This is a genomic window from Rhodomicrobium sp., assembly GCF_047605405.1.
In the GTDB taxonomy this organism is placed as follows: domain Bacteria; phylum Pseudomonadota; class Alphaproteobacteria; order Rhizobiales; family Rhodomicrobiaceae; genus Rhodomicrobium; species Rhodomicrobium lacus.
The window spans coordinates 1-20,051 of sequence record NZ_JASGFR010000025.1 but is presented as its reverse complement, the minus strand read 5'-3'; the positions used below and the strand labels follow the sequence as shown (position 1 = coordinate 20,051).

Sequence of the window (20,051 nt, the reverse complement as noted above, 5' to 3'; positions counted from 1 at the left end):
CCTCCGCGGAGCACATTTGAGGTTGGTGTCGCTTCACATATTTCTTTGAACGACGTCGCGGCTCCATGAACGGATCGGCCAGCCGTAATGGCTTCGGCCGCCGTCAGCCCGAGTGCCTGTTCATAAAGCCTTCGATCAGGGTCGCCAGATAGACCGGTGTCTCTTGCATTGGGCAGTGACCACAGTTTTTGATAACGACCAACAACGGCGTGGCTGGACGGATCGACATAGTCAATATGGTTTTAGAAAATAAAAATCAGATAGTTAGGTGTGTTTGCCTCTCAGAGATCTGAAGCCCCTCTTCCCCGTGAAGCCGACAGATTCGTCTTCAGGATGTGGCCGGAGAAGCCGACGTGTGGCCGGCGACAGCATCACGCGTTCTTGCACGTCAAAGCGCGATAAAGCCGATGATCGACCGGGGCTTTCCCTTCACCGCGTGCCGAAGGCCTCCGTCTGAGGAGCGGCGGCCGCTTCGGCAAACCGGGTGGTCGGCATCTCGGATTGGCCGGCATCAGCCGAGGCGGCCGAGATAGCCGGCGAGAATGGCGCGGCTCGACTGGAGACAGTCGATCTTGGCATCCAGTCCGGCGATCTCGCGGCGGAGCGTTGCCAGCACTTCGGCGCAGGGCTCGAAATCCGGCCGATCGGTGAGCACGCAAGGCAGCAGGAAGCGGATCGTCTCCAGCTTCAATCCCGCCTCGCTCAAGAGTCGGATGCGTCGGACGGTCCGCTCCTCGGCCTCGCCATAGTCGCGGTAGCCGGACGCCCGCCGCGCCGGCGCCAGCAGACCTTCCTCCTCGTAATAACGCAGCATGCGGACGCTGATGCCTGTGCGCTTCGACAAATCGCCGATCTGCATGGCTGATCCTCTTGACCCTGACAGCGATGTCAGACTGTAGCCTCCTCTCCATCTGGACGAAAGAGCGGAGATGGAACGGATGAAGACGGTCGAAATCGATGGCGCACGGGTCGCTTATCATGTCGATGGCACGGGGCCCGGACTGGTGCTCATCCACGGCACCGGCGGCAATGCCGAGACCAATTGGGGCCATCTGGTGCCCGCGCTCGCCCGGCATTGGACGGTGGTGCGTCCGGACTATTCGGGGTCCGGCGCCACCCGCGACGACGGCGGAGACCTCACCGCCGAGCGTCTTGCCGCCGAAGTCGTCGCGGCGGCGGAAGCGGCGGGCGCGGTGCCCTTCGATCTCGTCGGTTTCTCGCTCGGCGCGGCTGTGGCGGCGAAGATCGCGGCCGATTATCCCCACCTCGTCCGCCGGGTGGTCCTGCTCGGCGCATTCCTTGACGGTGCCGATCCCCGGCAGCGGATGCAGTTCGGCCTGTGGAACGACCTGATCCGCACCGACCGCGTGGCGATGGCGCGACTCGTTCTGCTGACCGGCTTCAGCCCGGCCTTCCTGTCCGGCCTCGGCCATGACGGGATCGCCGAGGCGATTGCGGCCATTGTCGAGGACAACGACTGGGAGGGTATGGCCCGCCAGGTGGATCTCGACCTTGCGATCGATATCACCGAGGAGGCGCGGCGGATCGAGAAACCCGTTCTGGTCATCGGCTGCGCCCACGACCATATGGTGCCGCCGGCCGAGGCGCGCGCGGTGGCGGCGGCGATTCCCTATGCACGCTATGCGGAATTGGCGACCGGCCATCTCGCCGCGCTCGAACAGCCGGACGCCTTCATCGCTCTCCTTGATGATTTTCTGCGCGGCGACCGGCGCTGACGGGCCCACCCAGACTGGGAAAGGCAAGGGATGCGGACCGGCGTAGAGACGAAAATCGCAAAATCGGCTTTACGCGGAGTTGGGAAATCCGACGATCAAGAAAGCTGTAAAGGAACGAAGCCGGATACACGGATCCGCATCTCCGGTTTTCCGGACATCAGGCGGGCCGATCAAGCAATTTCCGCTTGGCAGCTCATCTCGACTGTTTTTTTTGAAAAACTGGAGCGGGCGAGGCGATTCGAACGCCCGACCCTAACCTTGGCAAGGTTATGCTCTACCCCTGAGCTACGCCCGCTCTGGCGATGCGGCAAGGTCGCGAGGGACTTCGCCGCCGGGTCCGTGTCTTATTACGCAAAGCTGGCAGCGATGCAAGTCCCTTTTGCCGCTATCCCCGGCCTGTTTCGCGGGCCGTGTGGGGGGCTGGCCGGACGCCGCGCGGGAAGACTGCCCCTGCAACGGCGCTTCCGAAGAGTCTGAGGCATGGAAGGCTCGCAACCGCGCGGATCGCCCCTGTTTTCGTTTTCGGCGAAAGGTTTCCCATTCGTTTCAGAACGCTGTGTTTGCATGCAAGTCGAAGAGGCGGGGACCACGCCCTCGCAGGCTGTGGGGAAATCTGATGCCCAAAAGGCCAGCCGCGACGAAATCATTTCGGTTGCCCGCTCTTGGCTGTGTTATTTCAGTCAACCCTCTACTTATCGATCGTGGCGGCGCCGGTCCAATCAGGCTCTTCCGGCTTACGCCGCTGTCGCCTTTCATCCTGGCTTGGGCCGTATTGCCCAAGGTCTATCCGCTTGTGATGAAAGGCCTCGACCGTCGGGCGGTGCGCGATGCTGACAATGGCGCAGTCGGATAATTCATCGAGAAGCAGACGATACAACATTGCCTCCGTGGGAATGTCGATCGACGAAGTCGCTTCATCAAGGAACAGGATATCGGGTCTGAACAGGATGGCCCGGCAGAAAACGAGACGCTGCTGTTCTCCGGGCGAAAGCCGCAGCGACCAATGATCCTCCTCATCCAGCCTGCTGGTCAGGAAATCGAGACCGCATCGATTCAGCGCGCGGACGATAGCAGCGGTGTCGTAGCTGTCGGCGGAGGCTGGATAGGTAATCGCCTGACGAAGCGAGCCGACGGGGAGATAGGTGCGTTGCGGCATGAACATCAGGCGGCAGCCTTCCGGCAGGATGACTTCGCCGGAGCCATGGGGCCAAATGCCGGCTATGGCGTTCAGAAGCGTGCTCTTGCCGGTGCCGGACGGCCCCGCGATCAGGGTGCGGCTTCCCTTGGGGAAGCTCAGCGACAGCTCCTTGGCCAGCACGCTGCCATCGGGAAGCCGCAGATCGATGCTTTTCACGGTCAGGGCTTCCTGATCGGCTTGCTCACGATGATCGGGGCCGTTCGTGGTGGCGGCGGAACGGATCGCTTCGTCAAACCGAACAAGCCGGTCCACAGTCGCGCGAAGTTCGGAAATCGTGACGTAATTGGTCGCGAACCACCGCAACGAAAGCTCGATCTGCCAGAATGCGCCCTGCGCCTGCATCAAATCGCCAAGCTGCAGGTTACCTGCGAAATAGCCCGGCGCCATCAGCGCGAGGGGGAACAGGTTGGTGAACTGCCCGAAAAAGCGGTTGGTGACCGCCACGCTCGTCTTGCTCACGATGACAGCAACCCAGTTGAGGTAGACCTTGCCGAACCTCTCGTCGAGAGTCCGCGCCTCCTGATTTTCACCCCTCGAAAGAGCAATGCTTTGCGCATTTTCACGGATGCGCATCAAAGAAAAGCGGTAATCGGCTTCGAGTTTTTGGTGCTGATATTCCTGAGATGGCAGCTTGCGGCCAATGACGAACGTCGCAGTGGTGGAAATGATCGCGTAGGCCAGCGCCGCCCAGCACAGGAAGCCGGGTACCGACAGGCCGAAGAAATCGAACTTGTTGGACAGAACCCAAAGGATGACGGCGAAACTTGCGAAACCCAACGCGGCGTGGATAAGGCCGAGGAACAGCTCGATAAATTTATCGGTAAAAACGCGCACGTCCTCCGCGATACGCTGATCCGGATTGTCGGTGCGCTGGCCATTGAGCTGGATGCGGTAATAGGCGTATCCGTTCAGCCATTTGCCGCTCATATGCTCCGTCAGCCAGCGGCGCCAACGCAAGCCCAGCATTCCACTGAAATAGGAGTTGGCCGCCACGGCGACCACCAGCAACGCGAACCATTGCCACCAGACGAAGAATTGGTGAATAAACGCATCAGCGTCGCGGTTATGGATCGAGTTATAGAAGGGTCCGTTCCAGGTATTGAAACCGACGCCTGCGGCTGTAAGCCCCAATTCAGAGAGGATTGCGGCCGCCAGCAGCGCGATACCGACCCAGCGATCCTTCGATCTCCAATAGGGACGAGTGATCGTCCAGAGGCCCCGCAGGAATGACATGAATTTTGTAGACCCTGTTGATGTTTTCCGGATCGGAAGCCGTGGGCTGTGCCGAGGCCGCCTTCCCGATCTTGACGATGGAAAGGCGGCATTCTCTTTTTGTCCGGACTGACTTGGTGGAAAGCGAAGCTGTGTCTGCAGAGAAACCCAGCTTCGCGTGCATGCTTCTCGAACGGCACCACAGTCTCAAACTGTGATAGCTCAATCTGATCTGAAATCAGTTCAGTGAAGCGACGGGGCTAAAGCTCTTGCGCAAGGTGAGCAGGAAGTTACGCGGATCGCCGGGAGTGTTGTATGTGTTCAAGCCGCCGAGCCGGGTATAGTATTGCTGGTCGAAGATGTTATTCACATTGAGCGTGAGTGAAATATCCTTATCGACCTGATAGCCGATCAGCGCATTGACGACGGCATAAGGATCTTGATTGCGCAAGCGGGCATATGCGTCACTGTAGCCTGCATAGGTCTGCGTCTGTGCTACAAACCCTGCCCCGACGCTCCAGCGATTCCAGGCATCGTCCTGAAACTGATACTTGGCCCACACCTTGACCACATGTCTTGGCAGCCAGAGGCTGATCGCTTGTCCCTCATAGCTCGACGCTGAGGCCAAGACTGTATAGAGGTAGTCGTAGCTCGCGGAGAGGTCGAGGCCGGGCAATACCTTGCCGGTTACCGAAGCACCGACACCTTCGCTGACCGCTTCGCCAGCCGCTGTATAATAGGTCAGGGAGGGTGTCGAGTTCGTGGCATCCACGAAAGCGCGGTTCACATCCTGAATATAGAACGCCGAGAGCGAAGTTCTGAGGCGTTTATCAAGGAACTCTCCCTTGATGCCCACTTCATACTGCTCGCCCTGTCGGGGCTGGAGCGGCTCTCCGCTGTAGGTCAATTGCGTCTGCGGAATGAAAATATCCGAATAACTGCCGTACACGGAGATATTTTTGGTAACGTCGTAGAGTACCGCAGCATAAGGCGAGAAATGATCCTCCGCATGAGCCCCTTGTGCCCAGTTCGTTACGACCGAAGGGGCGAGGTTGCGGGTCTTTGCGTCGAAATCGGAGACGCGGCCGCCCAAGATGACCGTAACATCGGTGAGCGGCTTCAAGCGGGCCTGGCCGTAGTAGCCCGACTGCTCGTAGAGGCTCTCGCCACCCTTGGTGAAGGGAGTGCTGACGGCCCCCAACTTGCTATCCGGGTCAAGCACCGATACGCCTTTGACTGAGACATTGTCGCTGCGCACGTTAGTGCTGTCGAAACGGTCGTAATTGTAGCCGAAGAGGAGTTCGTGCTTCTGCCCGAACAGGTAGAGCGGTCCTTGTGCATAGGCGTCCACACCGACACGCTCATAGTCGTAGATCGCATTGCGAGCGATATAATCGGCGGTCAGGTCGGCATAAACGCCGGTATCAGGATAAGCGTCGTGGAAATGCTGCTCTTGTTCGAAGAAGCGCGCCGAAACCTTCACCCGCCATTCGCTGCCGAGCTTCTGTTCGATCGATGTGTTGTACTCTCTGGAGTCCCAGAACGTGGAATTCCAGGAAGGGTAAACATTCGTGCTGAGCGGCAGGTCGGTAAAGCGTCCACGAAGATTTGCCGGAACATCACTGGTCGTATTCCAAGCGGGCAACCCGGAGTAGGACGGCCCGAAGTATTTCTCGTCGGTGGCCGAAATGGTGAACAGCGTACTCTTGGTCACATCGGCCTCAAGTATGCCGTAGGCGAGACCGTTGCTTGCATGAAAGCGGTCGAAGAAGAAGTCCTGGTCGTTTCCTTCGAGAACGCCGCGAAACCTGACCGTCTTGGCCTCGTTCAACGGCGCCGAAAAATCGAGTTCGCCGTGCTTCTGATTCCACGAGCCATAGGACGTGGACCAGCCGAATTGCACGTCGTTCGTCGGCCGCTTATGGACGAAGTTTACCACACCTGACGGGTTGGGTGCCGCTCCAAGAAACAGGCCATCGGGGCCCAGCAGAACCTCGATGCGGTCGTAAATTGCGGTATTGAACTGGCGATAGCCGGACAGCGAGTTATAGACCGGCACCCCGTCGACGGCCGTATTCAGGGCCCAGCCGCGTGCGTAATACTGCCCTTGGTCCGGGTTGTTGGAAACGACCTGAACCCCCGGTGCGGTCGCCACAGCTTGCCAGGACGTAGTGAGATTCTGGTCCTCGATTTGCTGACGCGTTACGACCGACACAGTCTGGGGAACCTCAAGGAACGCGCGAGGCTCCTTGCTGGCTGCGGTCGTCGCCGCGGCGCTGTAGGAGTGCGTGCCCTGCGTGTCCGCGCTGGTATCGCGAATGCTCGGGGGCTTCGATGCGACCGGCGCGGGGGCGGCGTCGCTCCGGCGTTCGTCGGTCGGCTTTTTGGCGTTCTTTTTGGGCTTGGCCTTGGAGACCAGCAAGGGCGGCAGATTGGTTGTCGCCGTTTCGCCGTTGGATTGAGCGTTAGCCGGTATGAATGTCATGCTTAGTGCCACAGTACTCGACAGTACAGCGTATGAAAGCCTCAACATAAGTCTTCTTCCCTCGTCAATATTACTCATGATTTGCCAAGCCACTTCCCAGATGGCTCGCAGAGATCAGATCAGCCCAGATGAGAGAAAGACGAGGAGGACCGCGGTTTGGTGGTGGGACGGCAGCGGACAGCTTCGCTCCGTCGCCGGTGGCGCTCAACGCACAGCCGGGATCGAGAAGCTCCACGACACGGCGATCGCGCAGCCGCGCCTTCCTTGACGTGCGAGCAAAAGCCGGATCGGATTTTGCGCAGCGCCCGTGGATACGGATCGCGTCTGAAGACGAAATCGCGGTTTCGGCTGACGCCGGGCCAGCCGCATTCGTTGCACGGACGAGCGCGCTGCAAAATTTTGTCATTTTCCCCCACAAATGCCCTCGGTCGTACCGCGACCGTTGCCCAACATTCGTGCCCGAGCTTAGGTAATCACAAATCAAAAATCATTGGTAGATTGAAAATTGAAAAAATATTAGAGTATACTCTAGACTTTCTTGAATGAAATTAAATATTTATCGAATTTGCGCCGAGAAATAATATACCACCAAATAGAGCTGGCGTGGTTTCATTTAATAAAGATCAGGGAGAAGAGGGAAATCGACACCAAAGGGCGGCGATGCTGCGTTAAGCCGGGGTGACTGCCGATCCGCAGGCCGGTTCACCTCGGCAATTTTCCCCGTTGACTCTGGACCTGACCCAAAGGTTACGGTTCCGTTATGAAACGTTCGCCGCCTACCCATTTCAAGATCGGAGCGTTGGCGCACCTGGCCGACGTCGCCGTCGACACGATCCGATATTACGAGCGGGAGGGACTTCTCCCGGCACCGCAACGACGCAAGTCCGGCTACAGGGAATATGACGCCGACGCTGTCGAGCGGGTGCGTTTTATTCGCCGGGCCAAGGAACTCGGCTTCACACTCGGCGAAATCCGAAGCCTTCTTTCATTGGCAACGGATGCCGAGCACGGGGTGGAAGGCGTGCAGCGCAAGGCGCGCGAACGCCTTCAGGAGCTGGATCGGCAAGTCGCGGATCTGACTTCCATGAGGGATCGCTTGGCCCAACTGCTCGCGGCCTGTCCCGGCCAGGGCGATCCCGGGTGCTGCCCGATCCTCAACTCCCTTCACGGCGCCGAGCCGGTTCCGCCCGTCTCCAGCGATTGCTGTTCATGATCGCAGAACTCACGAAGTCATCTTCAATGAGCCCATATCCCGCCGCCACCGTCAGCTTTCCCGTTCGCGGCATGACCTGTGCTGCTTGTGCCGGAATAATCGAGACCGTCCTGAACAGGCTACCAAGCGTCAGGGCGCGGGTGAATTTTGTCGCCGAGCGCGTCCAGGTCGAATTCGATGGCGCGCAAGTGAACCCGCAAGCCATGGTGGAAGCGGTAGGCAAGGCCGGTTTCTCGGTGCCTTCGGAGACAGTGACACTGAAAGTGTCGGGCATGACCTGCGCGGCCTGCGCCAGCGGGATCGAGCGGCTTCTCGCCCGAACTCCAGGTGTCCTGCATGGGAACGTCAATTTTGCTTCGGCGAAAGCGCGTGTTGAATACACGCCGGGCGTCGTCGACATCGCGGATATCGTCAGCAGGATAGGCAAGGCGGGCTTCGGGGCGGAAGAAGTCCGCGAGATCAGCGCCGCTGAAGCCGAGGCGAGAGAGGCGCGCGAACGCGTCAAATGGCGGAAGGAAGTGGCGTTGTTTGCCGTTTCCTCGATCCTGACGTTGCCTTTGCTAGCCCAGATGTTCGCGATGTTCGACGTCTCGACGTTGGACCAGATCGGTCAGGGGCACCATTCAGAGGTTTTGCCGCGTTGGCTGCAATTCGCCCTCGCTACGCCCGTGCAGTTCTGGATCGCCTCCCGGTTCTATAAAGCCGCCTGGAACTCCGTTCGCTCGGGATCAGCGAATATGGACGTGCTGGTCGTGCTTGGAACCAGCATGGCCTATTTTTCCAGCGCTTTCGTCACGGCCTTCGGTTTGTCCGATCAACACGTCTACTTCGAGGCCAGCGCATCCATCATCACCCTTGTCCTCCTCGGGCGTTTGCTGGAAACACGCGCGAAAAATCGAACCACCTCCGCGATACGGGCGCTGCTTGACCTGAAACCCAAGACCGCTCGCGTCGAACGCGACGGCGTCTTCGTCGAGGTCGACGCCGGAACGCTCGTTGTGGGCGATGTGTTTCAGGTTGCTGCCGGAGAAAGTGTGCCGGTCGACGGCGAGGTCATCGGGGGCCGGTCGAGCGTCGACGAGGCCATGCTCTCGGGTGAAAGCCTTCCCGTTTTGAAGGCGCCGGGCAGCCGTATTTTTGCTGCCACCATCAACCAGAACGGAATGCTGAGAGCGCGCGCCATTGGAGTCGGGGCTGACACCATGCTCGCGAGAATCATACGCATGGTCGATGAAGCCCAGGGCTCCAAAGCGCCCATTCAGCGTCACGTGGACAAAATCGCTGCCGTCTTCGTGCCTGCGGTCGTGGCGATCGCCCTGCTGACCTTCGGTCTCACCCTGGCGTTTGACGGCGCGGTTCAAACCGCGCTCGTGCACGCCATCGCCGTGCTGGTCATCGCTTGCCCCTGCGCGCTAGGCCTGGCCACGCCGACCGCGATCATGGTCGGGACCGGGCTCGGTGCCAGGGCAGGAATTCTCATTCGAAACGCGGAAGTGCTGGAACGCGCGCGCTGTCTCAAGACACTGGTTGTCGACAAGACGGGAACCCTGACGGAGGGCAAGCCCGAAGTGACCGACATCGTGCCCGCCGCCGGCGAAACGGGCGAGCGCCTTCTGGCCGTTGCCGCAGCCCTTGAAGCTGGCTCGGATCACCCCCTTGCGCGCGCCATTCTGAAGAAGGCAGAGGAGTCCTCCATCGCGGTGCCCGCCGTGGAGGCGTTTGAAACCATCCCCGGCGAGGGAGTCTCCGGCAGGGTCGAAGGCGCGTCGGCGCGGCTCGGAGCGCCGGCGTGGGTCGCGGAAATTGCCCCGGCTGGCGAAGCCTCGGCCAGGAACGCGGCGGAGGCGCTTCAGGCTGAAGGCAAGACTGTGGTCGGCGTCGCGATCGAGAACCGCCTGTTGGGCTACCTCGCCATCGCCGACCGAATTCGAGAGTCCTCCCCTGAGGCTGTGCATCGTCTCCGCGCGATGGGCATCGAGGTGGTGATGATGACGGGCGACAACCGTCACACCGCCGATGCAATCGCCAAACAGGCAGGCGTCCAGCGCTTTTTCGGCGAGGTCTTGCCGCACAACAAGGCTGAGGAAGTGCGTCGTCTGCAGGCGGCGACGCCCGGTCAGGTCGGCATGGCAGGCGACGGGATCAACGACGCGCCCGCGCTGGCTGCCGCCGACGTCAGCTTTGCCATCGGAGCGGGATCGGACGTCGCCATCGATGTCGCGGACGTGGTTCTGGTCCGAAACGACCTGCGCGGGGTACCGGCGGCCATAAGCCTTTCCACCGCAACCGTCCGCAAAATTCGCCAGAATCTCTTCTTCGCCTTCATATACAACGCGTTGGGAATTCCTCTGGCGGCAGTCGGCTTGCTGAATCCCGTCGTCGCCGGCGCCGCCATGGCACTGAGTTCGATTTCCGTGGTTAGCAATTCCCTTCTGCTTAACCGCTGGAAGCCGTGGCGATGACGAGCCTCTTCCTCGACACCCGCTTTCTTAAAGAAAGGACCAAATGATGACCCAGATTGAACTTACTGTAGACGGAATGAAATGCGGCGGATGTTCCAGCCGCCTGAAGCGTGTCCTGGAGGAATCGTCCGGGATAAAGAAAGCCGACATCGTGCTTGAGACGAAGAAGGTTAACGTGTCCTACGACGCGGCAAACGTGAATCGCGCCGCAATCGAGGACCTCATAAGGGGAGCGGGCTTTACGGTGCTCGCTGCCTGAGGAAAGACACATTCGGGCTTGTCGGTTGCCGGGACATTTGCAGAAGCTTTTGGCCAGCAAACCAGTGCCCGTGCAATCGATACCGGCGCGCAAAATTTGGGCAAGACTGCGCGTCCAGAAGATGGGTGTTTGAGAGATCCAATTATGACTAAACCGATCATCATGATATCGCGTCATGCCGAAGATGCGCGCTTACGCGCCTGTGCGCCGCTGCGGCAATCGGCGGGGCAAATCTTGCCACGTATTGAAGCGAAGACCGCCAGAACTCCCGGAAATCCAGCTTCGGACGCAGCATGCCCTTACACCGCTATCAGCGCAGGCGTGGCATGAGAAAAGCTCTCTCCCTGTTTGCGGTGGTGCTTTTGCTTGCCAGCCCTTCGCTGGGACAGCAGCAGGCCAATTCCCCGGCGCCGGGCGTCGACGCTCAGGCGCCAGCGCACATCTCAGGCGAAGCAGTTCAGACGCCGCCGGTTCAGAAGAATCCGGTTGAACTCCCGGAAAACGCGCCAGAACAGGTGAAGTCGACCGCGACGCCTCATGATCTCGGGTCCGCGCTCGGCGAGCTTTCCCCTTGGTCCATGTTTGTATCGGCCGACGCCGTCGTTAAGGCCGTGATGATCTGCCTTGCCTTCGCCTCGCTTGCCACCTGGACGATCTTGCTCGCAAAATCCGCAAGTTTCCGTTTGGCGCGGCGGCAGCTGGAGAGGTCATTGCTGCGAATTTCAGCCTGCCGCACCCTGCCTGAAGCGGAACTCGCACTGGGCCCAAAGACGGACGTCCTTGGAAGCTTCCTGTCGGCGGCAACGGAGGAGATTCGCATATCGGGCCACGGCTCCAGCGGCAGCGGTATCAAAGCCCGCGCGGCTTCGAGGTTCTCGGAAATAGTCCGCGCGGAAAGCCGCGCTGTCCGGCAAGGGATCGGCATACTCGCGACGATTGGAGCAACCGCGCCGTTTGTCGGTCTTTTCGGCACTGTCTGGGGCATCATGAACAGTTTTATCGGTATTTCGAAGTCTCAGACGACAAACCTCGCGGTTGTCGCGCCGGGTATCGCCGAGGCGCTTCTGGCTACGGCTTTTGGCCTCGTAGCCGCGATCCCCGCCGTCATGATCTATAATTACCTGACGCGGGTCATGAGGGCTTACCTCGACCTTGTCGGTCGGGCCTCCGGCGCCACAGAGCGTCTGTTGTCGCGGACTCTCGAAAAGACCGGAGCGGGCGCGGACATCCGCGCAGCAGAGTGAGCCATGGAAAATCCCACCCATGCGGACGCCCATGAGGGTGAAGACGAAGAGGTCCACGACATCAACGTCACCCCTTTCATCGATGTCATGCTCGTGCTGCTCATCATATTCATGGTGGCGGCGCCCTTGTCGACCGTGGATCTTCCCATCGACCTGCCGTCGTCGAGCGCGGCTCCGGCAAAAAGACCCGACAAACCCATTTACATTACGATCAAGGCCGACCTGACACTTGCGATCGGCGAAAATGATGTCAGCCGCCCAAATCTTGTTCGTGCGCTTGATGTCTCCGCCGAGGCGACGAAGGAGCGGCGCATTTTCCTTCGCGCCGACCGTGGCGTCGCCTATGGCGAGCTTATGGCCGTGCTGGAGTTGCTGCGTCGCGGCGGCTATCAGAAAGTTGCGTTGGTGGCACTCGAAAAGCTCCCCGATGGCGCGGATCTGCCAGCCGCGCCCGCAGCCTCCGGTCGGTGAGTGCCCCATGACAGAGCTTGAGCCGACGACCCGAATATCCTCCAGAATGTGGGCATCGGCAGCGGCTGCCGCCCTGCTGCTGCATTCCGGGTTCATCGCTATCGGGATGACGCTTCTCGAGACCGGCGATAGCGATCCGGAGTTCGGAGCGCCCGCGATCGAAATCGGAATTGACCTGCTGACCGTCCGCGGTGACCCTACCGACCTGCCGCCAGGGCCCGACTCCGAAGAGTCGGCGGCTTCCACCTCGGCACCGACTGCGCATCAGGAGATCGAGCAAACCACTTTGCCGCAAGAAACGCCGGACAAGACCGACGACCCCGAGCGGCTTGTCGCTCCTGCCGAGGCAAAGAACCCGAAGGAGGAAGAGAAGGTGTCGCCCAGCGTCGGCACAAGTTCCTCGACCCCATCCATCGCCTCCGAGGCGACAGCGATGCCGAGGCAACAGGACGCTCCCGCAGGCGACCGTTCTGTCACGCCGGTGCAGGGATGGGGCAATAGTGATCAGCGCATCCGCGCGAGCTGGCAAAAGGAACTCGTCGCCCATCTGAACAGGTACAAGCGCTACCCAGCCAGCCAAACGCTCGATGGCGTCGAGGTTACGGTGAAATTTGTCATAGACGACACCGGCCATGTGCTTTCGTCAACCATTGTGCGCGGATCGAGCGAACCATCTTTCGACGCCGCTGCGCTTGAAGTGCTCCGTCGTGCCAATCCTGTACCGAAGCCGCCGTCCTCCGTTGTGCAGGAAGGGCTGACATTCACTTTGCCCATCGTCTTTGGCTTGAAAGGCGGGAAGTGACCCGTTCCCGGGGTTCAGAGGCACGGCGCGAGACGGCTGCGAGCGAGGAAACAATACACGGGCTTTATCGAATTCGAGGCTATGCTTCGAAAAGACGGGCGCATCTGCCCGAACAGCACCCTTGCTCGCATCTCGCGGTTTTTACAGCGAGCGGTGAGCCGCCGCCGCCTGCCCTGATATGGCGACAGTATCACGGGGCTCCGCCCGCTCCGATGATGCTGCCGTTCGGGGGGAGTGCTCCTTTTTGAAGAGCTTCGGCCCACCAGATCATGGTGCCGTGCAGAACGTGATCGTAAGGCGCCGACGCAGATGTAGCGGCGCCATCGGTTCAAAACCGGATCATGACCTGAGCACGGCCGTAATCGAAGTCCGACCCACTCGCGCCATCCGTACCTCTGGCCGCGCTGATGTAGTCGCCCGCGAAGACATGCGCGTAAACCGCCTCGACCTTGACGAAGGTATTCACGTCCCATTCGAGTTGCACTTCCGCTATGTCCGCGACGCCGCGTGCGGTCGATCCGGCGGCTCTCACGATGGTGCCCGGCGGCCCATAGACAGAATCGGCGATGGTATCCTTCCAGACCCAGTTCCAGTTCACCTCGATGAAGATGTCGTGCGGGAGCTGAAACTGTATGTAGGGAGAGACGTTGATCGCGTTCGAAAGGCCGATGAGCGACATTTCAGCGATCTCGCTTGCGGCAGGGTAAGGCGCGGCGAAGGTGCGGAAGGTTCCGTCACTGAGGTTTCTGTCGCCGGTGCCGTAGTGGGTGCGGAAGCCGAGCCGCGGCTTGATCTCTGAATCCTTCGGGATGCCGACGAGGCTTCCGACGCCGCTGCTGATGTCGCTGTTGAAGCCGAAGGCGGAGATGTCGGCGGTGCCGAAGGTGCCGAACTGATAGGCGCCTTCAACCGCGTATTTCACCGGCCCGATGTCGCCCGTCACGCGCGAGCCGAGCGTCCATCGTTCCTCGTGGGCGGTCCCTCTGGCATAGCGCACGCTCTGCTGCTCGCGATCCATCAGGTAGGTTTCAACCGTGAAGGGCGCGCCAAGGGGCTTTTTGGCGATCGCGTACACGCCCTTGAACGTCTCGACTTCGGATGTCGTATCGTCGAACCAGCCCTTGTCGATGATGACGGGCTTTGCGTCGAACACCCTGACCGTAAGGCCGCCGTTTACATATTCCACGAGCGCGCCGTCGAAAGTGCGGCGAATATTGGTCGGATCCCGCACGGCAAGCCACCGCGTCGGACCGAGCCACAATTCCTGACGACCGAGCCTGATGGTCAGCGTACCCTGGTCGGCGGATGGAAGAATGAAGTCGGCAAAGCCTTGCCTGAGGTCGAGACCGCTTTGATCGTAGGCGCGCGTGAATACGCGGCCGTCCTCGGTCGATGCATCCACCTGCAGGAAGGCGCGGAAGTTCTCCGAAAGATGCACATCGGTGTGGAGCAGGATCCGCTCCTGATTGGACGCGAAATCCTTCTGCGAGGCGTTCAGATCGAACAGATAGGGGGCGAAGGTGTCGAGCCGGTAGCGGATCTCGCCGCCGAAGCTGATATAGTTTTCAGGCGAGCCGAACAGCGGCATGTATTTGAGTTGTTCGTAGCCGGCTAGCGGTTCGTCTTTCTTCGCCAGCCAGGAATAATCTTCTTTCCAGCGATAAAACTTGAATTCGATCTCTTCCTTGCCGCCGCTCGGGGAGTCGGCTCTGACGTTTGCCGTCGCGAAAACCATCGCGCAGCACACACAGAGTAGAAACAGATACGCTCGCTCGCAAACCAGCAAAGCCCGCGCTCGACGCGGGGCTCGAAAATGCCCACCCATTGTTTTCCCCCCGCCCGGCCCGCGCTTCCGCGGGGCACGGACGACTGCCCAGTCGCTGTTTTTATTTCCCGGTAGCGCCTGTTTTTCTTGCCCAAAACGCGCCGGGGGAAGTCAGTTCTAAGCCAGATCGGCGAACGCCGTCATGTAGCCTTTCGGCTAGAGATTCGGCCTATGGATGCCCGTTCATGAGACCTCATCCAAATCCGGGGTCCATCAAGGCCCCTGCTATCTAGAACCACTCCAACGTGTGTCTTTCCGGTTCCGTTGGCTCGCAAATGCGCAGGCTGAGCCCACGTTTTCCACTCTCCTTGTTGACTAATAATGTTTCAATGGCAACCATCATAGCGGATTTTTCGATCCGTTGCTCGTCGCTTTGTTTCAATAATGCGTATCAGTGCATTCGATTGTTCGATTAGCAGTTCGGATCTGGGATTCAGGGCACCACCGAATAGGGGCAGAGAAGAATGAAGCTGAGGATAGCGGCGTCCGCAGTAGCGGCGCTGGGATGGGGAGCGTTTGACGCTCAGGCAGGTTCGATAACGCAGCCGGGCGAAACGGCAGGGCTTGCACTCGGTGCGCCGTTGCCGGAAGGTGTATACTTTCTTAACACGGGCAGTGTCGGCGGTTTTCGCGCAGTGGGGAACGACGCCACTCTCGGCGTAAATATTCCGGTGCTGGCATGGTCGACACCATGGCAGGTAGCGGGCGGCCGCATCGAGGCCTACGCGGCCGCGCCTTTCGTCAGCTATAGCCTGCCTGACGATACGGATCATTTCGACCTCTACAATCCGTTCTTCACGGCGGGCATAGCATGGGATCTCGGCGGCAACTGGGGTTTCAGCACCTTTGTCGGCGCTTACGGCCCGGTCGACAACGATCTCGGACAGAATATGTGGGTGTTCAACAGCCGCTCGGCGTTGAGCTACACCGGCGATAACTGGAACCTTACGGCGCATGTTATCGTCGGCCTGACCGGCGAGGATGAAAATACCGGCGTCAGGACCCATCCCGACTATGTCAACCTCGACCTGACAGCGGTCAAGGCCATCGACAAGTGGCAGGTGGGTCTCGTCGGCTTCGGCTCGTGGGATACGAGCGGCACCTTCTACACAGACAGGAAGCAGTCTCAGTTCGCGCTGGGCGGTCTTGTTGGGTACGACTTCGGCAAGTTCACGCTTCAAAGCTACGTCACGCATGATGTCTGGACGAAAAACTACGAGACCGAGGAAACGCGTGGCTGGGTGCGCCTCATCCTTCCGGTATGGTCCGCGCCGAAGGCCGAGCCGGTGACCTACAAGCGCTAATGCCGATCTTCGACCCTCGTTGACTGTCATTGTTTTGCCCAAAGGCCGCAGTCTTCGACCTTTGGGCAATATCAGCAAATATACAGTCGCCGTACAGTTTAGCAGCTTCACATCAAGTGAAGGGAAAACAAGAAAATTCGGGGGGACGCCGGTTCGCACGACATCCGGCAGCCTCTATCAGCGTTCGCATTGCAGGGTGCGAGACCTTTTGCTCGGCCCGCAATACCGACTGCGTTTTGGATAGTGAAACGACCAGGAGACATCACTGCATGAAATTGCCTCGTTTTAAGTCCGCGGTGGCGGTTGCGGGCTTGCTCGCCGCCCTCGCCGGGAGCGGATCCGCCTTGGCCGGTCCGGTGACATGGGATGACATCGCCAACGACGACAAGACGTCCGGCGATGTCCTGAGCTACGGTCTCGGCCTCAAGGCGCAGCGCTTCAGCCCTCTCGACAAGATCACCACGGATAACGTCGGCGCCCTTATCCCGGCGTGGAGCTTTTCATTCGGTGGAGAGAAGCAGCGCGGTCAGGAAGGTCAGGCGCTTGTCCATGACGGGGTCATTTATATAACCGCCTCCTACTCGCGGATCTTTGCCGTCGACGCGAAGACCGGCAAGAGGCTCTGGGAATACAACTACCGGCTGCCCGATGATATCCGCCCGTGCTGCGATGTCGTCAATCGCGGTCCGGCCATCTACGGCGACAAGGTTTTCTTCGGCACCCTCGATGCCGGCATCGTCGCGCTGAACAAGGACACCGGCAAGCTCGTCTGGAAGAAGAAATTCGGCGATCATACGGTCGGCTACACCATGACCGGCGCTCCCTTCATCGTGAAGGACCAGAAGACCGGCAAGGTGTTGCTCATCCATGGATCTTCGGGTGACGAATTCGGCGTCGTCGGCTGGCTGTTCGCACGCGATCCCGACACGGGCGAGGAAGTGTGGGCGCGCCCGATGGTCGAGGGACATGTGGGACGTCTCGGCGGCAAGGAATCGACCCCGACCGGCGATCCGAAAGCGCCTTCCTGGCCGCGCGACAAGGACGGCAACCTCGTGGAAGCCTGGAATCACGGCGGCGGCGCTCCGTGGCAGACGGCAAGCTTCGATGTCGACACCAACACCATCGTGATCGGCGCGGGCAACCCGGCTCCGTGGAACACATGGAAGCGCACCAAGGAAGGCGACGATCCGAAGAACTGGGACAGTCTTTTCACCTCCGGCCAAGCCTATGTCGACGCCTCGACCGGTGAACTCAAGGGCTTCTTCCAGCACACGCCGAACGACGCCTGGGACTTCTCCGGCAACAACTCGATCATCCTGTTCGACTATCAGGACGCGAACGGCAAAACGGTGAAGGCCTCGGCTCACGCCGACCGCAACGGCTTTTTCTTCATCACGGATCGCGAAAAACTCGCAACCGGTGCGGGCTACCCGAACAAGCCGACGGCACTGATTGGCGCATGGCCGTTCGTCGACGGCATCACCTGGGCTTCCGGCTTCGATCTGAAGACGGGCCGCCCGATTGAAAAAGACAATCGCCCACCGCTGCCGAAGGGTGACGCGCAAAAGGGCGAAAGCATCTACGTCTCTCCGCCCTTCCTTGGCGGCACCAACTGGATGCCGATGTCCTACAGCCCAAAGACCGGTCTGTTCTACATTCCGGCGAACCACTGGGCCATGGACTACTGGACCGAGCATCTGACGTATAAGGCAGGTGCCGCCTATCTCGGCCAGGGCTTCCGCATCAAGCGCATCTACGACGACCATGTGGGCATCTTGCGCGCCATCGATCCGAAGACGGGCAAGGTCGCCTGGGAGCACAAGGAGAAATTCCCGCTCTGGGCGGGGACGCTGACGACTGGCGGCGGGCTTCTGTTCACCGGAACGTCCGATGGCTTCGTCAAGGCGTTCGACGCAAAGAACGGCAAGGAACTCTGGAAGTTCCAGACGGGCTCCGGCGTCGTTTCGATCCCGATCACCTGGGAGATGGACGGCGAACAATATGTCGGCATCCAGTCGGGCTACGGCGGCGCTGTTCCACTCTGGGGCGGCGATATGGCCGAACTGACAAAGCAGGTCACGCAGGGCGGCTCCATGTGGGTGTTCAAGCTCGCCAATTTCGGAAAGCAGGCGAGCAAGTAGTCGCGCCTGGCTGAAAGGCACGTGCCGGCCTCGACGCCGCCCGGACAGGTTTCCCGGCGGCGTTCGATTGCCGGCTGACCTCATGACTGGATGGCGCGGAGGAATGCCCTCCGCGCTTCCCGCAACCGGCAGTCGGTTTCAAACCCGGTGCCCGACAAGAGGAAAGCATGACCTTTCGATTTCCGAACAGAAAACTGCGCTGTTCCTTGGCCTGCATCGCTCTGGGAGCACTGCTTGCCGCAGTGTCGGCCGGATCGGTGCATGCCGACGATTCCGAGGAAGACGCCCTTGTCAAGAACGGCTGCGGAATGTGGCCTCATGCCCAGTGCCAGGGGGTTGATCTGCGGCACGCCGACCTTTCGGGGAAAAACCTCGCCGGTGCCGACTTTACCGGAGCGAAGCTCGCGCGGGCGGATCTGCGGGGAGCCAACATCGCAGGCGCAACATTCGACAATGCCGACCTGACGGCAGCGCGCATGAGCAAGGTGACCGCGCCCACTGCGACGTTTCGCAATGCGCGGCTCGTCGGCGCGGATCTGGAATTCGCCCGCCTCTTTCGCGCCGATTTTTCCGGGGCCGATCTCACTGCTGCCAATCTGGAAGCTGCCCGAGCCAACTTCGCCTGGTTCGCCGGCGCCAAGCTGGTCGATGCCAATTTGCAGGAAACAAAGTTCTTTACCGTGAACTTCAAGGACGCGGATTTGACCGGCTCGTTCCGGCGCTTCACCATTTTTCCCGAGTCCTTTTTCGAGGGCTGCAAGGGTTGCCCGGAGGAGGAATGGAAATGAGGCGATTGTTTTTCGGCGGCTTCTTGCTCATGACGGCACTATCGCCAGTCAGCGCCGAGGAGGTGGCCAACCGGCCTGACGTGGACGCTTCATCGCTCGCACCTTTGGGCACCGAGTGGCGGCGCGTGAACCCCTACCGGGGCAACTCCGCCGCGATCGAGATCGGCGGACAGGCATTCGCCCAGACGTGCGCCCGCTGCCACGGGCCGGAAGCCAACGCTACGGGGCATCCAGCGCCCGACCTGCGCCGAACCGATGTCGCCTGCAGGCGCATCAAGACCCCCGAAATCAAGGCGAAGTGCATCGCCGACAACGACATCTTCTTCAGCAAAAGCGTGCGCAAGGGAAAAACCATCGTCGGCGTCGTTCATATGCCCGCCTGGGAGCCCGTGCTGGGGCAGGAACTGATCTGGGCCATTCGGTCTTATATCGAGACGCGCCCGCTAACGCGCCTAGAGCCGAACCCGTCCGATGCGATGGCGGCGCACTAACAGCACCCAACTTCGTATTGCCGACGCCGCATCCGATCCGAGTGAACAACTGGGCGGTTGCGGCCATTTTTTTTCGCAGAAAAGGCGCACCCAATCGATCGATTGGCGGCCTCGAATTGCGCCTTTACATCAGTGGCGCGCCAGCACTTCGTGCTGCCCGTATCGGAGCGACTGCCAGCCTACGCGGGTCGACACCGCATCACTGGTTCGCTACAGCCTAAACGACTGCTCGCAACCACCTTGCTGATACGAAGACCGGCTGTCAGCCGTCAGTTCTGACTACGACGGGAAGCAGTGCGTACCCGCAGCTACGGCGCGCCTTCAACCCGTGCCGAAGGCGCGCCGACAGTCGGACGCGGGGGGGGGGGGGGGGTTCTCGCTGTAATATAGCACCATTTAGGCGTAAACACCACCCAGAGC

15 protein-coding genes and 1 tRNA gene are annotated in these 20,051 nt (G+C 60.3%); 11 read left to right on the top strand and 5 right to left on the bottom strand.

Features of this window, described 5'->3' with window-relative positions:
- Nucleotides 1-511: 511 nt before the first annotated feature.
- Nucleotides 512-859: a MerR family transcriptional regulator gene (locus QM659_RS11140; RefSeq protein WP_127076314.1), complete on the bottom strand. Its 348-nt coding sequence runs from the start codon at nucleotides 857-859 to the stop codon at nucleotides 512-514.
- 79 nt (nucleotides 860-938) lie between these two features.
- On the opposite strand from QM659_RS11140, the gene QM659_RS11135 reads away from it, so the two are divergent.
- Nucleotides 939-1,736: an alpha/beta fold hydrolase gene (locus QM659_RS11135; RefSeq protein ID WP_415188482.1), complete on the top strand. Its 798-nt coding sequence runs from the start codon at nucleotides 939-941 to the stop codon at nucleotides 1,734-1,736.
- A 220-nt stretch (nucleotides 1,737-1,956) separates the two neighbouring features.
- Here QM659_RS11135 and QM659_RS11130 read toward each other — a convergent pair.
- The 3 genes from QM659_RS11130 to QM659_RS11120 all read right to left on the bottom strand — a co-directional run bounded on the left by QM659_RS11130 (nucleotide 1,957) and on the right by QM659_RS11120 (nucleotide 6,631).
- Nucleotides 1,957-2,031: transfer RNA gene (locus tag QM659_RS11130), tRNA-Gly, on the bottom strand.
- 393 nt (nucleotides 2,032-2,424) lie between these two features.
- Nucleotides 2,425-4,167, bottom strand: a complete 1,743-nt coding sequence (locus QM659_RS11125) for an ABC transporter ATP-binding protein/permease (RefSeq protein ID WP_415188481.1) — start codon at nucleotides 4,165-4,167, stop codon at nucleotides 2,425-2,427.
- 217 nt (nucleotides 4,168-4,384) lie between these two features.
- Nucleotides 4,385-6,631 carry a TonB-dependent siderophore receptor gene (locus QM659_RS11120; protein WP_415188480.1) on the bottom strand — a complete coding sequence of 749 codons (2,247 nt, stop codon included), beginning with the start codon at nucleotides 6,629-6,631 and terminating at the stop codon, nucleotides 4,385-4,387.
- A gap of 760 nt (nucleotides 6,632-7,391) precedes the next feature.
- Here QM659_RS11120 and QM659_RS11115 point away from each other — a divergent pair.
- From QM659_RS11115 to QM659_RS11090, 6 genes are all read left to right on the top strand, one after another.
- On the top strand, nucleotides 7,392-7,844 hold the full coding sequence (locus tag QM659_RS11115; RefSeq protein WP_127079941.1) for a heavy metal-responsive transcriptional regulator: 453 nt from the start codon (nucleotides 7,392-7,394) through the stop codon (nucleotides 7,842-7,844).
- A 26-nt stretch (nucleotides 7,845-7,870) separates the two neighbouring features.
- Nucleotides 7,871-10,306 (top strand): heavy metal translocating P-type ATPase, encoded by a 2,436-nt coding sequence (locus QM659_RS11110; RefSeq protein WP_415188479.1) that lies wholly within the window; start codon nucleotides 7,871-7,873, stop codon nucleotides 10,304-10,306.
- 46 nt (nucleotides 10,307-10,352) lie between these two features.
- A complete protein-coding gene (locus QM659_RS11105) occupies nucleotides 10,353-10,565 on the top strand; it encodes a heavy-metal-associated domain-containing protein (RefSeq protein WP_127079949.1) in 213 nt (70 codons plus the stop codon).
- A 326-nt stretch (nucleotides 10,566-10,891) separates the two neighbouring features.
- A complete protein-coding gene (exbB, locus tag QM659_RS11100; protein WP_415188478.1) occupies nucleotides 10,892-11,809 on the top strand; it encodes a tonB-system energizer ExbB in 918 nt (305 codons plus the stop codon).
- A gap of 3 nt (nucleotides 11,810-11,812) precedes the next feature.
- Nucleotides 11,813-12,280 carry a TonB system transport protein ExbD gene (gene exbD, locus QM659_RS11095; RefSeq protein ID WP_303486062.1) on the top strand — a complete coding sequence of 156 codons (468 nt, stop codon included), beginning with the start codon at nucleotides 11,813-11,815 and terminating at the stop codon, nucleotides 12,278-12,280.
- 7 nt (nucleotides 12,281-12,287) lie between these two features.
- Complete coding sequence (locus tag QM659_RS11090) at nucleotides 12,288-13,082, top strand: cell envelope integrity protein TolA (RefSeq protein WP_415188477.1); 795 nt, start codon at nucleotides 12,288-12,290, stop codon at nucleotides 13,080-13,082.
- Between the two features lie 328 nt (nucleotides 13,083-13,410).
- Here the strand turns inward: QM659_RS11090 and QM659_RS11085 are convergent, their stop codons facing one another.
- Entirely contained in the window at nucleotides 13,411-14,817 is a 1,407-nt protein-coding gene (locus tag QM659_RS11085; protein WP_415188476.1) for an alginate export family protein, read from the bottom strand.
- A gap of 554 nt (nucleotides 14,818-15,371) precedes the next feature.
- Here QM659_RS11085 and QM659_RS11080 point away from each other — a divergent pair.
- From QM659_RS11080 to QM659_RS11065, 4 genes are all read left to right on the top strand, one after another.
- Complete coding sequence (locus QM659_RS11080) at nucleotides 15,372-16,211, top strand: transporter (protein WP_415188475.1); 840 nt, start codon at nucleotides 15,372-15,374, stop codon at nucleotides 16,209-16,211.
- A gap of 269 nt (nucleotides 16,212-16,480) precedes the next feature.
- Nucleotides 16,481-18,352, top strand: coding sequence for a methanol/ethanol family PQQ-dependent dehydrogenase (locus tag QM659_RS11075; RefSeq protein ID WP_415188474.1), 1,872 nt, complete (start codon nucleotides 16,481-16,483; stop codon nucleotides 18,350-18,352).
- A 167-nt stretch (nucleotides 18,353-18,519) separates the two neighbouring features.
- The gene (locus QM659_RS11070; RefSeq protein WP_415188473.1) at nucleotides 18,520-19,140 is read left to right on the top strand and encodes a pentapeptide repeat-containing protein; all 621 of its coding nucleotides are present in this window, start codon (nucleotides 18,520-18,522) and stop codon (nucleotides 19,138-19,140) included.
- Entirely contained in the window at nucleotides 19,137-19,631 is a 495-nt protein-coding gene (locus QM659_RS11065; protein WP_415188472.1) for a c-type cytochrome, read from the top strand. Before QM659_RS11070 ends, QM659_RS11065 begins: the two co-directional genes overlap by 4 nt.
- The last annotated feature ends 420 nt before the right edge of the window (nucleotides 19,632-20,051 follow it).